13 protein-coding genes are annotated in these 13423 nt (G+C 59.0%); 7 read left to right on the top strand and 6 right to left on the bottom strand.

The window, feature by feature from the left end:
- Positions 1-217 precede the first annotated feature (217 nt).
- Positions 218-1096 carry a glutamate racemase gene (gene murI / locus ACVWXE_RS07125; RefSeq protein WP_457445564.1) on the top strand — a complete coding sequence of 293 codons (879 nt, stop codon included), beginning with the start codon at positions 218-220 and terminating at the stop codon, positions 1094-1096.
- A gap of 36 nt (positions 1097-1132) precedes the next feature.
- Here the strand turns inward: murI and ACVWXE_RS07120 are convergent, their stop codons facing one another.
- A complete protein-coding gene (locus ACVWXE_RS07120) occupies positions 1133-1708 on the bottom strand; it encodes a hypothetical protein (protein ID WP_414416955.1) in 576 nt (191 codons plus the stop codon).
- 407 nt (positions 1709-2115) lie between these two features.
- Here ACVWXE_RS07120 and fba point away from each other — a divergent pair, with 407 nt between their 5' ends.
- Entirely contained in the window at positions 2116-3195 is a 1080-nt protein-coding gene (gene fba / locus ACVWXE_RS07115; RefSeq protein ID WP_011432022.1) for a class II fructose-bisphosphate aldolase, read from the top strand.
- 152 nt (positions 3196-3347) lie between these two features.
- Here fba and ACVWXE_RS07110 read toward each other — a convergent pair whose 3' ends face one another.
- The 5 genes from ACVWXE_RS07110 to ACVWXE_RS07090 form a co-directional block, all read right to left on the bottom strand.
- On the bottom strand, positions 3348-3575 hold the full coding sequence (locus tag ACVWXE_RS07110; RefSeq protein WP_457489933.1) for a hypothetical protein: 228 nt from the start codon (positions 3573-3575) through the stop codon (positions 3348-3350).
- A gap of 40 nt (positions 3576-3615) precedes the next feature.
- A complete protein-coding gene (locus ACVWXE_RS07105; protein ID WP_011432020.1) occupies positions 3616-3822 on the bottom strand; it encodes a hypothetical protein in 207 nt (68 codons plus the stop codon).
- Between the two features lie 169 nt (positions 3823-3991).
- Positions 3992-4159 carry a hypothetical protein gene (locus ACVWXE_RS07100; RefSeq protein ID WP_457404261.1) on the bottom strand — a complete coding sequence of 56 codons (168 nt, stop codon included), beginning with the start codon at positions 4157-4159 and terminating at the stop codon, positions 3992-3994.
- Complete coding sequence (locus tag ACVWXE_RS07095) at positions 4152-5489, bottom strand: RNA-guided endonuclease InsQ/TnpB family protein (protein ID WP_457489932.1); 1338 nt, start codon at positions 5487-5489, stop codon at positions 4152-4154. The genes ACVWXE_RS07100 and ACVWXE_RS07095 overlap by 8 nt, the downstream gene beginning before the upstream one ends.
- A 180-nt stretch (positions 5490-5669) precedes the next feature.
- On the bottom strand, positions 5670-6791 hold the full coding sequence (locus tag ACVWXE_RS07090; RefSeq protein ID WP_457403957.1) for a PP2C family protein-serine/threonine phosphatase: 1122 nt from the start codon (positions 6789-6791) through the stop codon (positions 5670-5672).
- Positions 6792-7234: 443 nt separating this feature from the next.
- Here ACVWXE_RS07090 and ACVWXE_RS07085 point away from each other — a divergent pair, with 443 nt between their 5' ends.
- The 5 genes from ACVWXE_RS07085 (at position 7235) to ACVWXE_RS07065 (ending at position 13388) form a co-directional block, all read left to right on the top strand.
- Positions 7235-8989 (top strand): hypothetical protein, encoded by a 1755-nt coding sequence (locus ACVWXE_RS07085; RefSeq protein WP_457403958.1) that lies wholly within the window; start codon positions 7235-7237, stop codon positions 8987-8989.
- An 85-nt stretch (positions 8990-9074) separates the two neighbouring features.
- Positions 9075-10115, top strand: coding sequence for an NADP(H)-dependent aldo-keto reductase (locus ACVWXE_RS07080; protein WP_457489931.1), 1041 nt, complete (start codon positions 9075-9077; stop codon positions 10113-10115).
- Between the two features lie 172 nt (positions 10116-10287).
- Entirely contained in the window at positions 10288-11874 is a 1587-nt protein-coding gene (locus tag ACVWXE_RS07075) for an S-layer homology domain-containing protein (RefSeq protein ID WP_457489930.1), read from the top strand.
- Between the two features lie 276 nt (positions 11875-12150).
- Positions 12151-12327, top strand: a complete 177-nt coding sequence (locus ACVWXE_RS07070; protein WP_414424808.1) for a hypothetical protein — start codon at positions 12151-12153, stop codon at positions 12325-12327.
- 134 nt (positions 12328-12461) lie between these two features.
- Complete coding sequence (locus tag ACVWXE_RS07065; protein WP_457440262.1) at positions 12462-13388, top strand: hypothetical protein; 927 nt, start codon at positions 12462-12464, stop codon at positions 13386-13388.
- The last annotated feature ends 35 nt before the right edge of the window (positions 13389-13423 follow it).

Genomic DNA, 13423 nt, shown 5'->3' with positions numbered 1-13423 from the left:
GGTCAGGACTTGGGTCATGGTTCTATTGTAACCTCGCATTCCTCCCGGCACTGACCCTACGGGTACAGTGCGGGGCTCCTGCGATTTCTAGCTGATCGAATTGACGATCCAGTTGGCCCAGTTGATCTCAGAGGGAAGGCAGGGAATCTGTCGCCGAGATTCTCGAAAGCAGGGTAGGATACAGCAGCTTAGGCCAAGGTGTTGAGGAGAACGGAGCATGCAGTGGGAGTGGAAATCAGAGCCAGATCCCAGTTGGCCAATTGGGGTGTTTGACAGCGGCTTGGGCGGGCTGACGGTTTGGCGAGCCTTACGCCGCCGACTCCCCCAGGAACGGCTCATCTACTTCGGCGACACAGCGCGGTTGCCCTATGGGGAACGCTCGCCAGAGGAGATCCTGGCCTTTGTGCGGCAAATTCTGACATGGATGCAGGCACAGCCGGTGAAGCTGGTGGTGATGGCCTGCAATACCAGCTCGGCCTTGGCTCTGGACCACGTGCGGCAGGAGTTTGCCCTGCCCGTTCTGGGGTTGATCCTACCCGGCGCCCAGGCAGCACTGGCCCAGGGATCCCGCATTGGGGTGCTCGCCACGATGGCCACGGTCAAGAGTCGCGCTTACTCAAGAGCCATTCAAGAGTACAGCGCTCTGGATCCCAAACGTTTTCCGTACCCCGTTTACTGTTGGGAGCAGGCCTGCCCTGAGTTCGTCCCTCTCATTGAAGCCGGATGGCTGGATAGCCCTGCTCTGCGACAGGCGGCTGAACGCTACCTGCAACCGCTGTTGCAACAGGGGATCGATACTCTTGTCTATGGCTGTACTCACTACCCCCTGCTGGATCCAATCCTGAAGCCTTTGCTGCCGTCCTCGGTCAAACGGGTAGATCCAGGGATGGCGCTGGTGGGATCCCTGGCCCGCGAATTGAGTTTGTGGGACTTGCGTCGCCCCTTGACCGCTGCTTGGGGAGAACCCCACCGTTTCTGTGTGAGCGGGGATCCAGAGCGATTTGCCCAGTTGGCCACTCCTTGGTTGGGCTTTCGGCCCCAGGTAGAACGGGTGGAATTGCCGGCTTTGGATGTCAGCAACTCCCTCCGCCCCTGAGCGCCCTTCTCCTCGGGGATAAAGATTGGGGGCCCCTCAACGGGTCATCACCTGCAAGGGGAAACGTTCCGCCAACTCCCCTTCCACCTTGGGTAGCCATTCCTCTTGGAACACCCACACCTGCCCCTGCTGTACACGGCCATCGGGGTTTTGCGTCAGCTCCAGCCAGTACACAAATTGGTTTCCCCGCAGCACCACCCCTTGGATGGCAAGGGCCAAGGTATAGCCCGGACTGCCTGCCAGAGCTTCTGGGGACGGGTAGCGAATCACCTCCACCGCCTGATCCAGATCGGCGGCGATCTCCGGCCCATAGACATCGCGAATGGCTTGAAAGAGATCCTCTGCTGTCAGTCCTTGGGGGCGAAAGAACGTCATCCGTTCCGAGCGAATCGTCTCCCGATCCAGCGGGTTGATGATCCGTCCCGGCGGAGCCACCGAAGCCAAGAACGTAAAACGGGATCCATCCGGCTCCACTCGGTTGATGTTCAGGGTTTCGCCCGGACGGGGCCGCAGCACAGGATTGTCCCTCACCCAGGCCGCCACCTGATCCGGAGATTGCCCGGGGATCCCCCAAGCTGCCGACCGAAGGCCCGCCACTGCCCAGCAGGCCATTGCCAAACCGGTTCCTCGCACCCAGCGCAGCCTTTTGCCCCAGCAGGACAGAGCCCTTGTTGGCTTTACACCCAAGACCGGCCAGCGATCGCAACGCACGTTCCCATTCCTCCGGGCGAACAACACAAAACTGAAAGAGATCAATTGAGGTAAGAGATCAATTAGGCGGGCATGGGCAGAACCATCCTCGATGCAAGCGCCCAACAGTCTTGCCCCTCCCCACTGTATCTGAAGATGTCGGTGCGCCTGTTGCGCCTGAGCGCGAGCATCACGGCCAATAGCTGCAAGGATCCCTCGGCAAGATGCGCAGATCCCCGGCGGCTTATCCGCCAAAACGTAAAAAGTATCTTAAGATCAACGGTAAGCAAATCTCATACGCACTAGGTCAGCACCTCAGGAGGTAACCGATGGCTCTCGTTGCAATGCGGACGCTGCTGGATCATGCCGCCGAACATGGCTACGGCATTCCTGCCTTCAACGTCAACAACATGGAGCAGATCCAAGCAATCATGCAGGCAGCCCATGAAACCAACAGCCCCGTTATCCTGCAAGCCTCTCGAGGGGCACGCAAGTATGCGGGCGAGAACTTTCTGCGGCACCTGATCCTGGCGGCAGTGGAGACCTACCCCCACATCCCCGTCGCCATGCACCAAGACCACGGCAATAGCCCGGCTACCTGCTATTCCGCCATCCGCAACGGCTTCACCAGCGTCATGATGGATGGATCCCTCAAGGAAGATGCCAAGACCCCGGCCAGCTACGAGTACAACGTGGCCGTGACCTCCGAGGTGGTGAAAGTGGCCCACGCAATTGGGGTAAGCGTGGAAGGAGAACTGGGCTGCCTGGGATCCCTGGAGACGGGCCGTGGGGAAGCGGAAGATGGCCACGGTGCGGAAGAGGCGCTCAGCCATGACCAACTCCTCACCGACCCCGACCAAGCGGTGGACTTTGTGGAGCGAACTCAGGTGGATGCGCTGGCCGTAGCCATTGGTACCAGCCATGGCGCCTACAAGTTCTCCCGGAAGCCCACCGGCGACATTCTGGACATGGAGCGTATCGCCGAGATCCACCGCCGCCTGCCCAACACTCACCTGGTGATGCACGGTTCCTCCTCGGTGCCCAAGGAGCTGATCGACATCATCAACGAATACGGCGGCTCCATTCCCGAGACTTACGGTGTGCCGCTGGAAGAAATTCAGCGGGGCATCCAAAATGGAGTGCGCAAAGTAAACATCGACACCGACAACCGCCTGGCCATCACGGCTGCCGTGCGCCGCGCCCTGGCCGAGAATCCGAAAGAGTTTGATCCCCGCCACTTCCTCAAGCCTTCCATCAAGGAAATGCAAAAAGTCTGTGCTGAGCGCTACATTGCCTTCGGCTGTGCTGGCCATGGCACCAAAGTTCCGGTGGTTACCTTGGATGAGATGGCAGCCAAGTATGCTTCTGGAGCTTTGGCGGCTCAGGTGAAGAAGACCGTTGCGGTCTAGTCCCCACATCCTGCAAGAACTCTGGAATGCTTGCCGGGGCGCTTCCAGGGTTTTCCTTGGAGATCAGCTAGTCACTGGACTCAGATTGGACAAATAAGGGGATCCAGCTGGGATCCCCTTTTGCTTTGGAGGAACTTGATGCGTTTTGGGGGTCAGGCAGCTTTTGCCGCAGAACGTTTTTCCGTCTCAATTTGATGGTTCAGCAAGGCCAAGCTCAGGCGATCCAACAGTTCCAGGTCGGCCTCAGAGTAGCGCCGCTGAAAGAGCAGCTCATTGATGCGGTTCTCTTGGTCCAAGCTGAGGAAGCTGCTGCGGAACACCTGCTCCACGATTTCTTGGATGCTGGAGGGCAGAGTAACAGAGTCAAGACTTGTATTCATGTCTGGTTCTGTTTGAGAGATGGTTTTTGAAGGGAGAAGACTATCTTTGCCAAGAGGTGAGGTAGCGCTGCTCGATGTCCTGCAGGGAAAGATGGGAAGCCCTGGGCCGCGGCTCATTCACGGAGGAGACATCGTTCTGCCACTTGAGGGATACTCCCAGCAGTGCTCCCAAAGAGAAGCTCTCGCTCAATAGGGCTGCTATGCGGTAAGTACGGTAGTCCAGGGTTAGATCTTCACTGACTTGCATCTGTGTTTCCTCCGTATTTCTAACGTTCATGCCCCTATCATAGCCTCGAGATCAGTGGAAGTACAGAGAAACATCGAGGATTTGCGTAGGCAATTTGTACGTTTCTTCTACGCGATTTGGCGGATATCGGTGGGATCCCAGGGGTCTTTGGGGCGGGTTCAGGGTTGAGTCAGGGATCCCAGCCCAGCAGAGCACAGATGTCCGCAGCCAGGGTGGCGGCGTTGAAGGGTTTGCCGATGAGGCCATTGGCTCCAAGCTGAGCCAGAGAGGAGGGTGAAACTGGGAAATTGACATCCTCCCCGGCCTGAAGGCTGGAGATTCCTACCACGCTACGCATGGATGGCTCCTTGCGCAGTCGTCTCGGCGGGTTCCTGCTTCCGACCGCCCGTGCGGTTCGATCCACAGGCCATCCGGGCTGACACGGGTGGTTCACCCACCCGCATCCCGACCGCAGCGTCGGTCGTGTCCTGCCCTTCGTCTCGCAACAGCTGTATCCCGCAAGCAAGGATGTTGATGGCACCGACCAGAAAGACCTCCGGCCCGCTGCCGCGAAAGGCCTCCGGCCCGCTGCCGCGATCGGCGTTATTCTCATAGCCGCACGCCACGCACTCGAACCAGGCTTGGGTCTGGCGGTTGTCTGATGAAACATGGCCGCAACATGGACAGGTGCGGCTCGGGTTCTGCGGCGGCACGACAATGAGCCTGCCACCTTTCCAGGCCAGCTTGTACTCCAGCATGCAGCGGAACTCATACCACCCCTGGTCGAGAATGGCTTTGTTTAACGCTGACTTGGCGCGGACGTTCTTCCCAGGAGCATCTGCTGTCCCTGCCGCCAACTTGGACATATTCCGCACCCGCAAGTCCTCGATGCACACGATTGCCTGGCTTTTGCAAATCGCGGTCGAGACCTTGTGCAGGAAGTCGCGGCGGGCGTTGGCCATCTGAGAATGAATACGCTGGAGGCGGGCTTTCGCCTTCTTCCAGTTGTTGCTGAACTGGACTTTGCGGGAGAGCGCTTGCTGTGCCTTGCGCAAGCGCGCCTCGTGCCGCTTGAAGCTGTTGAGGGGCGCGTAGAACGTGCCGTCCGAGAGGGTAGCCAAGCGGGCAATGCCCATGTCCATGCCCACTGCGCCCCCCTGCGGAATAGGCCAATTAACCTCCCGCTCGGTCTGAATCGACACGAACCACTTGCCAGCGTGCTTGGATACGGTGACGCTCTTGACCTTGCCCACCACGTCGCGGCTGTTGCGATAACGCAGCCAGCCAAGTTTGGGCAGAAAGATGCGGCTGTTGGCCTGGTCCAGCTGGATTTGCTTGGGCGCGGGATAACGGAAACTGTCCGACCGGCCCTTCTTCTTGAACTTCGGGAAGCCGGCGCGCTGGGCGAAGAAGTGGCTGTAGGCTCGCTCCAAATCCTGGAGCGCCTGTTGCAGCGGATGCACCGGCGCATCCGCCAGCCACGCTGTATCTGCGCTGTGGCGCCACGCGGTGAGCAGCTGGCACAGGCCCGCATAGCCTAGCTTTTTCTGACCTTGCTCGTGACGCTCCTTCTGCAACGCCAGTGCTTTGTTGTAGACGAACCGGCAGGAGCCAGCAAAGCGGCGCATCTGCCGTTCCTGCTGGCTGTTGGGCAGCAATTCGTACTTGAAGGCTTGAAGTCGTTGCACCGCTCAATCGTATTCTTGGCCTATGCGTGATGACAACGATATTCACATGGCCGGCACTGCGTTTTTAAAGGGCGTCGGCTACGGTCGGCGCTATCCTTCCCCGCCCTGAAGGACGGGGCTTGCCGCGCCTTTTGGTCAGGGGATCGCCTCAAAGCAGCTTGAAACAGCCACAACCCACCTCTAACCAAAGCTGATCCGGAGCAGGGAGAAATCATCCTCAAAGTCCGTCCGCCCCTGAAAGGATTGGGCCTCATGGATCACCTGATCCAGGCCACCGTCAGCGCTCTTGCTCAGCAGGGCTATCAAATTGTCCAGCCCCCAGAGTTCTCTCTGCGGGTTTATGACTTCGTAAACTCCATCGCTGAACAGGTAGAGATGGCTGTTCTCCGGGATCCGCACCTGATCCCTTTGAAAAGTGAGGTCGGGCAAAATGCCAATGGGCAAGTTGGCAGTCTTCAGCAGGAGCGAATCCTGACCCTGGATGAGCAGGGCAGGTGGGTGGCCGGCACTGGCAAAAGAGAGCAGACGGGATCCCGGCTGATAAACCCCATACCAAAGGGTGAAGTACATCTCATGGTGGGATCCCATTTGAAAAGAGTGGTTGAGGGCGCGCAAGACCGCGTCCGGCTGGCGGGGATCGGCATCGGCCAAGCCTTGAGTGCGCAACTGGTTCATCACCGACACCGACAACAGAGCGGATCCCACCCCATGCCCCGACACATCCAGCAGATAGATGGCCAGGTGCTCCTCATCCAGCCAATGATAGTTAAACGAATCTCCCCCCAATTCCTGGGAGGGCAAAAAGCGCCACTCGAGAGCCACTTTGCAGTCGGGGAAATAGGCTGGCTCCGGCAGGAGGGAACGCACATAGCTGGCCGCCTCTGCCAATTCTGCCCGTAACCTGGCCGTTTGCTGCTGCAGGTCATAGCTGAGCTGGTGTAAGCGTAATCCGGCTCGCACACGTGCCCGCAACTCATTGGGGTCGATGGGCTTGCTTAGAAACTCATCTGCTCCGGCATCCAGGCCCTGGATGCGGTCTTCCACCTCAGTGCGGGCGGTGAGCAAAATAAAAAACGTCGTGGAAAACTTGGGATCGGCTTTGATGCGTCGGCAAACCTCCAGCCCATCCATGTCCGGCATCATCCAGTCACAGATGATCAGCCCCGGCACCAGCAGGTGGGCTTGCTCCAGCCCCTCGGAACCGTTGCTGGCCATCTCCACGGTGTAGCCCTGTCGTTCCAGGGATCGCTTCAACACCAGCCGAATCGTCGGATCGTCGTCGACAATCAAAATGGCCGCCATGACCGCTGCACCCCAATCCCAAAGTCAAAACGCATCCAAACCCAACTCCAGCCCAATACCCCATACTGGTAGGCAGACCTTTTATCGTAGCTTAGGCGTTGCGTCAGGAAAACCAGCTCGGCAAGCAGTCCACGACAAAGGGGTGAAGCCTCAGCAGCCTCATCCATCAGAGCTGAAGGTACGTATCGATTTGTGGATCCTCAAAACCGTGGTTGCACGCTACCCAAAAGCTAACCGTTTCCAGATACTGGTGGCGGGAGACAATTCGAGGCAGATTCTGGGCAGATTCTTCTTGAGAGACTTTCATTGGATACAGAGATACAGATCACACTCATCCATCCTTCGCCGACTTAGAGTGAACGTTAAGATTCAATAGCCTTTACCGCATGAGCACATCTCCCCCATCCTTATCTCCTTCCGCCGTTCAGGATTCGCGGGCGAGCTTGCCTCCGGGACCTAGCGAAGCTCACAGGGGAGAAATTCGGCTGGAGGACTTGGACGAGAAGCAATTGTTGGCCTCCCTATCGTCGGTGGTGTTAAACCCGGCAGCTTGGAGTTGCTTCAGCGTCAGTGAAACCAGTCGCCTGCTACGCCCCCTGCAAATCTGCCCTGACTTGACGGGAACTCTTGTTCTCTCCCCAGGGGCCACTGCCGAAGTGGTCTATAAGTTCCTGCTGAGCGATGGTCGGATCGGAACCATGAAGGGGCTGATCTCCATCGAAGACTTCCGCAGCGAGCGGCTGCGCTCCGTTTACGATCAGCTTCACATCGAAAAGATTATACCGGTCTTCACCGAGTCGGTTGTGGTGCAAATCATCGACCATTTGAAACCGATTTTTGCCCGTGACTTGGATGAGCTGCTTTGGCAAGAAAGTTTTTACTTTACCCCTCAAGATCTGCGCCAGCAGGAGTTCTTGTTGCGCGGCCTACGGCCCGAGGCGATCCCACGCAGCTTTCGGCCTCACCTGCAAAGGGTCTACACCCAGATTATGAAGGTGTGTCGCAGCTTGCCCAACATCGCCTTCCAACTGTGTCTGCGAGCCTACCTGGAGTACAACGAGGTCAAGAACAGGCATCTGCTGGCGCTTCTGCTCAGCAAGTATTTTTACACGCTCTACCGCATCGGCGGGCTGGACGGTTGGGAAAGTGGGGATCCGGTGGAGCTGGGATCCCTGCGCTCCTCCAATCGGCAGGCTCGACTCCAGGCTCTTGCTCGCCTTCTAACCCTGGACAACGACAGCGACGCTCCCCTGGTGGGCATTGGGGGCAGCGGGCTGGGGGGCAGCTATTTCAGCGGGGAACGGGAGCCTGCCGGCGTTGAGATGGTGAGCTCAGAAGAGATTGAAAAGCTGCGGCAAGATGTGGAGGTGGCCCGCGGCCAGATCGCCGAGGCCCAGCAATTGGTGGCCCAATATCAGGAGGAGAAAAAACAGGAACTGCTCAACCGCCTTCAGGATCCGGGAAAGTTTCTCCTCTTCAGCATTCATCAGTTTTTTGACACCCTCTTCGGATCCCTGCCCGGAGAAGTGAAAAGCGAGTACGGGGCAGTTTGGGTGCCGCGCACCTCCTACTTGGATGAGAAGGAGCGAGATGAGCTGACAGAGCATTTGCGCCTGATCACCAGCGAGGCCTATTTGGTCAGCGTTCCCTCTGCCGAGGCCACCCTCATCGGCTATTGGCGAGTTTTGGCCGATTCCTTCTACAACCAATGGGTTTTGAATCAGTACAAGCAGTTGCAAAGCTATGGAGTGGATCTGGAGCAACAGGGCATCCAGATTCTGGAACGAGAACGATTCCTGGATGAGGTTCAGTTGCGCTTTGCCGCCCGCCACCGAGAAATCGTCACCCAAAATGTGGAGAAGATCACCCAAATTGTGGTGGATAGCCTGGCCAAGCGGGTGGCCCTCAACACCGGCCAGCAAAGTTTTCAGGCTATGCGGGCCAAGTTGACCACCGTTTTGGATATGGACATTTCCCGCAAAGACGTGGGGGAAGTCAAGCGGCTGATCGACTACTTTACGGATGTGTTTTTGGGCAAGCGGGAGGAGCTGCGCTCCCCCTATCCGGTGGGCACGATTTTACAAGTCAAGGCGGCCATTGAGGCTCGCCCCCCCGATAGCCGCACCCGCATTGGTCTGGAAATTTTGGGTCAGCTCTACCGCGAGTACGTTCCCCTGCTGGGATCCGCACCGAAATAGGAACGGGGGCATAGCGGGGGATCCCGTAGGCCGACAGGTTTTGGGCACAATGGGGACTGGCGCGCTGTCTAGATGGAGATTCCCCATGCGCTACCGCCAGCTTGGCCACAGCCCTTTGCAAGTTTCCGAGATCTGCCTGGGCACCATGACCTTTGGGCAGCAGAATACTTTGTCTGAGGCTTTCGAACAGCTCGACTACGCGGTGGAGCACGGGATCAACTTCATCGATACCGCCGAGATGTATCCGGTGCCGGCGCGGGCGGAAACCCAGGGATCCACCGAGCGCTACATCGGCGAGTGGCTGCAACACCAACCGCGGCATCGCCTGATCCTGGCCACCAAGATCACCGGCCCTGGTCGGCCCTGGCATTGGATTCGCGGCGGATCCCTGTCCATTACCCGCGACAACCTCAGGCAGGCGGTGGCCGGCAGCCTCAAGCGCCTGAAGACCGACTACATCGACCTCTACCAGATCCACTGGCCGGATCGCTATGTGCCCCTGTTTGGGGGCGTTGCCTACGATCCCAGCCAAGAGCGGCCCACCGTTCCCATCGCCGAGCAGTTGCAGGGCCTGGCGGAGCTGGTCCAGGAAGGCCTGGTGCGCTACATCGGCCTGAGCAACGAAACCCCTTGGGGGGTGAGCAAGTTCTGCCAGGTGGCCGAGCAACTGGGGTTGCCCAAGGTGGTCTCGATTCAGAATGCCTACAGCCTCATCAACCGCACGTTTGAAATGGGCCTGGCGGAAGTCTGCCGCCACGAGCAGGTGGGCTTGCTGGCCTACAGCCCGCTCGGATTTGGGCTGCTGACGGGCAAATATCTGGGGGGTGTGAAGCCGCCGGGATCCCGTTTGGCCTTGTTTGAAGGCTTTGGCCAGCGGTACCGCAAGCCCAATGTGGAAGAAGCAGTGGCCGCCTATGTGCAAATTGCCCGCCGGCACGGCCTGACACCGGCCCAGTTGGCTTTGGCCTTTGTGCGCAGCCGCTGGTTTGTCACCAGCACCATCATTGGGGCCACCAGCCTGACCCAACTCAAAGAGAACCTCAGTTGCCTGGATGTGGAGCTGTCCCCGCAGATCCTGGCGGAGATCGAGGCGGTGCACCAGCGCTACCCCAATCCTGCCCCCTGAAAGGTTGGCGAAACCGGTGGCCAGACAGAACTTTTCAGAAGGTTTCCTCGTCTGGATGTGCGGTTTGGATATCCTCTCCAACTCTTCTGTCCGGCCAGTTTCTATGGCCTCTCCCAGCCAAGAGTGGGGATCCGAGACCTGAATCCTGTACCCAGAACCTGAGGTGTGAACGATGCGTGAGCTTTGCCTTTGGCAGGGCTGGAAAACCGCCGCTCTGGTGATCAGTTGCAGCAGCTTGGCCTGGCTTGGGGATCCCGCTTGGGCCCAACTTTCTGATATCAGCACCTATTGGGGTGCCCAGTACATTGCTGGGTTGAATGAACGGCAGATCATCGGCGGCTTCCCGGATGGCACCTTTCGTCCCAATGAATCCATCACCCGTGCCCAATTTGCCGTCATTGTCACCAAAGCTTTTGGCCTAGATACCAACGTTCCTGTGCGCTCCTTTGCCGATCCGATTCCCAGTTGGGCGGCTCCCTCCATCGGCGCGGCGGCAGCGGCAGGGTTTGTTTCCGGCTTTCCGGACGGCACCTTTCGCCCCAACGATGTGCTCACCCGTGCGCAGGCCATCACTGTCCTGACCCGTGCAGCCACCAACGGCAGGCTCATCGAAGATGCCGGCCAAATTGACGCGATCCTATCCGCGTTCGGCGATGCCAATTTGGTTCCCAACTTTGCCCGCGCCCCCATCGCGACAGCAGTTCAGGAAGGGCTGTTGGTGCTCTACCCCAACCCCACCCAATTGAATGCCCAGGCGGTGGCCACGCGGGGGGAAGTGGCTGCTCTTACCTACCAAGCGCTGGCCAAGGTGGGCCGGGTGCCCAATTTGGATCCGCCGGTGGGGGCTGCCATTCCCGGCCCTGGGATCCGTACCGAGCTCCTTGCCCAGGTCACCCCTACGCCCGAACCCCTGGCCACGCCGGACATTCCCATTGAGCCTCTGGTGGAAACGCTGCCCGCCGCTCCAGAGGTGAGAACCTTCTTTGCCCGCGAAGAGCTGGGATCCGTAAACCCAGGGGATACCGTTACCGTGTTTTTGCTGGGATCCCCAGGGGCGCAGGGATCGTTTTCCATCCCCGGCATTGCCTACAACCTGCCACTGCAGGAAACCCGCCCAGGGCAATACGAGGGCAGCTACACCTTCCGCAGCCAAGACCGGGCCTCAGAAGCGCCTGTTTTTGCCCGCTTGGAGCGGGATGGACTGGTAACCCTGGTGCAGCTGCCGGATAAGACCATCACCATCGGGCGGGTGACCGACACCACCTTCCCCACCATCAGCGAACTGGTCCCTCCCAACGGATCCCTAACAGACAACCCTCGCCCCTCCATCTCAGCCCGTTTCCAAGATGACCAAGGAATTGACCTGAATAGCTTTACCTTGCTGGTGAACAATGTGGATGTCACCGCCCAAGCCCAGCTCACCCGCACCGGCTTCGCCTACACCCCAGCCGAGCCGCTGCCCACCGATCGACCGACCTTGATCGCCGTCCAAATTGCCGATACCAGCGGCAACACCACCATCCAGCAGTGGTCTTTCCAGGTGCAGGCCGCCCAGCCCACTGCCACACCGACCCCAACACCCGCACCAACCCCAACCCCAACACCGACAGCCACGCCCACACCGACCCCAACGCCGACTCCAGCTCTGACCCCAACGCCAACCCCAACACCGGTAGCTACGCCTACTCCCACACCCACGCCGGAAGCTACACCCACTCCCACTCCACAGCCTGGCGGGGAGCATGACTCTAGTCAATAATAAGCTCAACTATACTGAAAATAATGTATAATATGTTCAGTACGGATTACTACCAGTTGATCTTTCTGTTTACTTTCGAGTCTGCCAACATGGTAGCCAAAGCAAAGCAGAAAATTGGTAGTAAGACGACACGGAAACTGCGCTTTGGGTATTCTACTCAAAGCTTTGCGGGATACCGCCATTCTGTTTGGACTCCGTCCCGCTAACGCGAATGGAAACAAACAGAATGCTATCGCTGCATAGTTGAACAGTGATGTTCAGCAGTGTTCAGCGTAAATGTATCAGCCTTCACCTTCTCCTTCTCCAGAAGGACGGTCTCCTGCAGAACCCAAGCCGGAGTCCAGCCCCGAGGCTCAGGAGAGTGAGGCTACAGAGTCTCCTAAGCCAGAATCCCCAGCCCCCCAGCCAGGGGATCCCGGCGGACCGACTCCTTCTCCTTCCCCCAGCCCCTAGGGAAAACTCGATCCAGACCCCGAACAGGCTCAATAGTGTTTTAAGAGCTTCCGATCCCTTAATACCTACTAAATCTAGTGGGCACAAGCGGGGCAGGATGTTAAGCTACTGCCAGTTGTGACCGGATGGGATCCATGAGCTCAACCTTGCAGCCGTTCCTGCATTTGTTGCAGAGGAGTTCCTTTTGGGGGGTGTTGATAGCCGGTGCCGTTACCCCGGTTGCTGCTCAGCAGTTCGAGTTCACCCCTCAGCCGGTGCCCCCCAGGGGGGATCCCGTCCCTACCTTGCCCTTGCTGAGTGCTCCGCCCTCCCCCAGCTCTGCCGCCCCACCGGCCCTACCGCCTGTACCTCAGGTGCCGCAAATGCCGCTGGATCCCACGGCTCCGGTTTTGGATCCGATCCCGGTGGTGCCCGTTCCAGTGGCCCCAGGTGGACAACTCCCCCAAGGCGAGGCCTATTCCTATCAACGTCGGCCCGACCTCAGCCCAGGTGGGGATCTCCCTGGAGCCACGCGGGGCGAGCTGCCTGCCGGCACCCGTATTCTCCTCACGGTCTACCGCCCCATCACTTTCCAGCCCTACCAGGCCATTAACGGCCACCTGGAAGTCTCCGAGCCGGTGGTGGATCGCTTTGGCCAGGTGGTGATCCCGGCAGGGAGTGTAGTGTGGGGCACTTTTGAGCCGGTTTACCGAGAACTGAAGTTGTCTGGCCGGGAGGCGGAGAGCGCCGATCCCCAAGAGCGGGTCGTCGGCAGCCGCTTTGTGGCCAACCGCCTCACCATCGGCTCTTCCACCTACTTGGTGAGAGGCCAATCTGCGCCGCTACCAGTCGGGTTGGATCGCAACGCCGACGTCGGCACAACTGTAGCCCGCGGGGCAGGCTATGGGGCAGCAGGTGGGTTGGCCTTGGGGATCCTCACGGGGGGATGGGGCTTTTTGCCGATCTTGGCCGGCAGCTTGGCCGGCGCTGCGGCAGGCAGTACCAATATTGACCGGGTGGTGACGCTGCAGCCCAATACGTTGGTGGAGCTGGAACTGACCGATAGCCTGATCATCCAATAACTGGTCAACGCTCTCTTGCGCTGGGGCAGGTCAGT

The organism is Thermostichus sp. MS-CIW-41, assembly GCF_054058915.1.
Note: the sequence above shows the minus strand (reverse complement) of the source record. Positions and strands in the feature narration are given on the sequence as shown.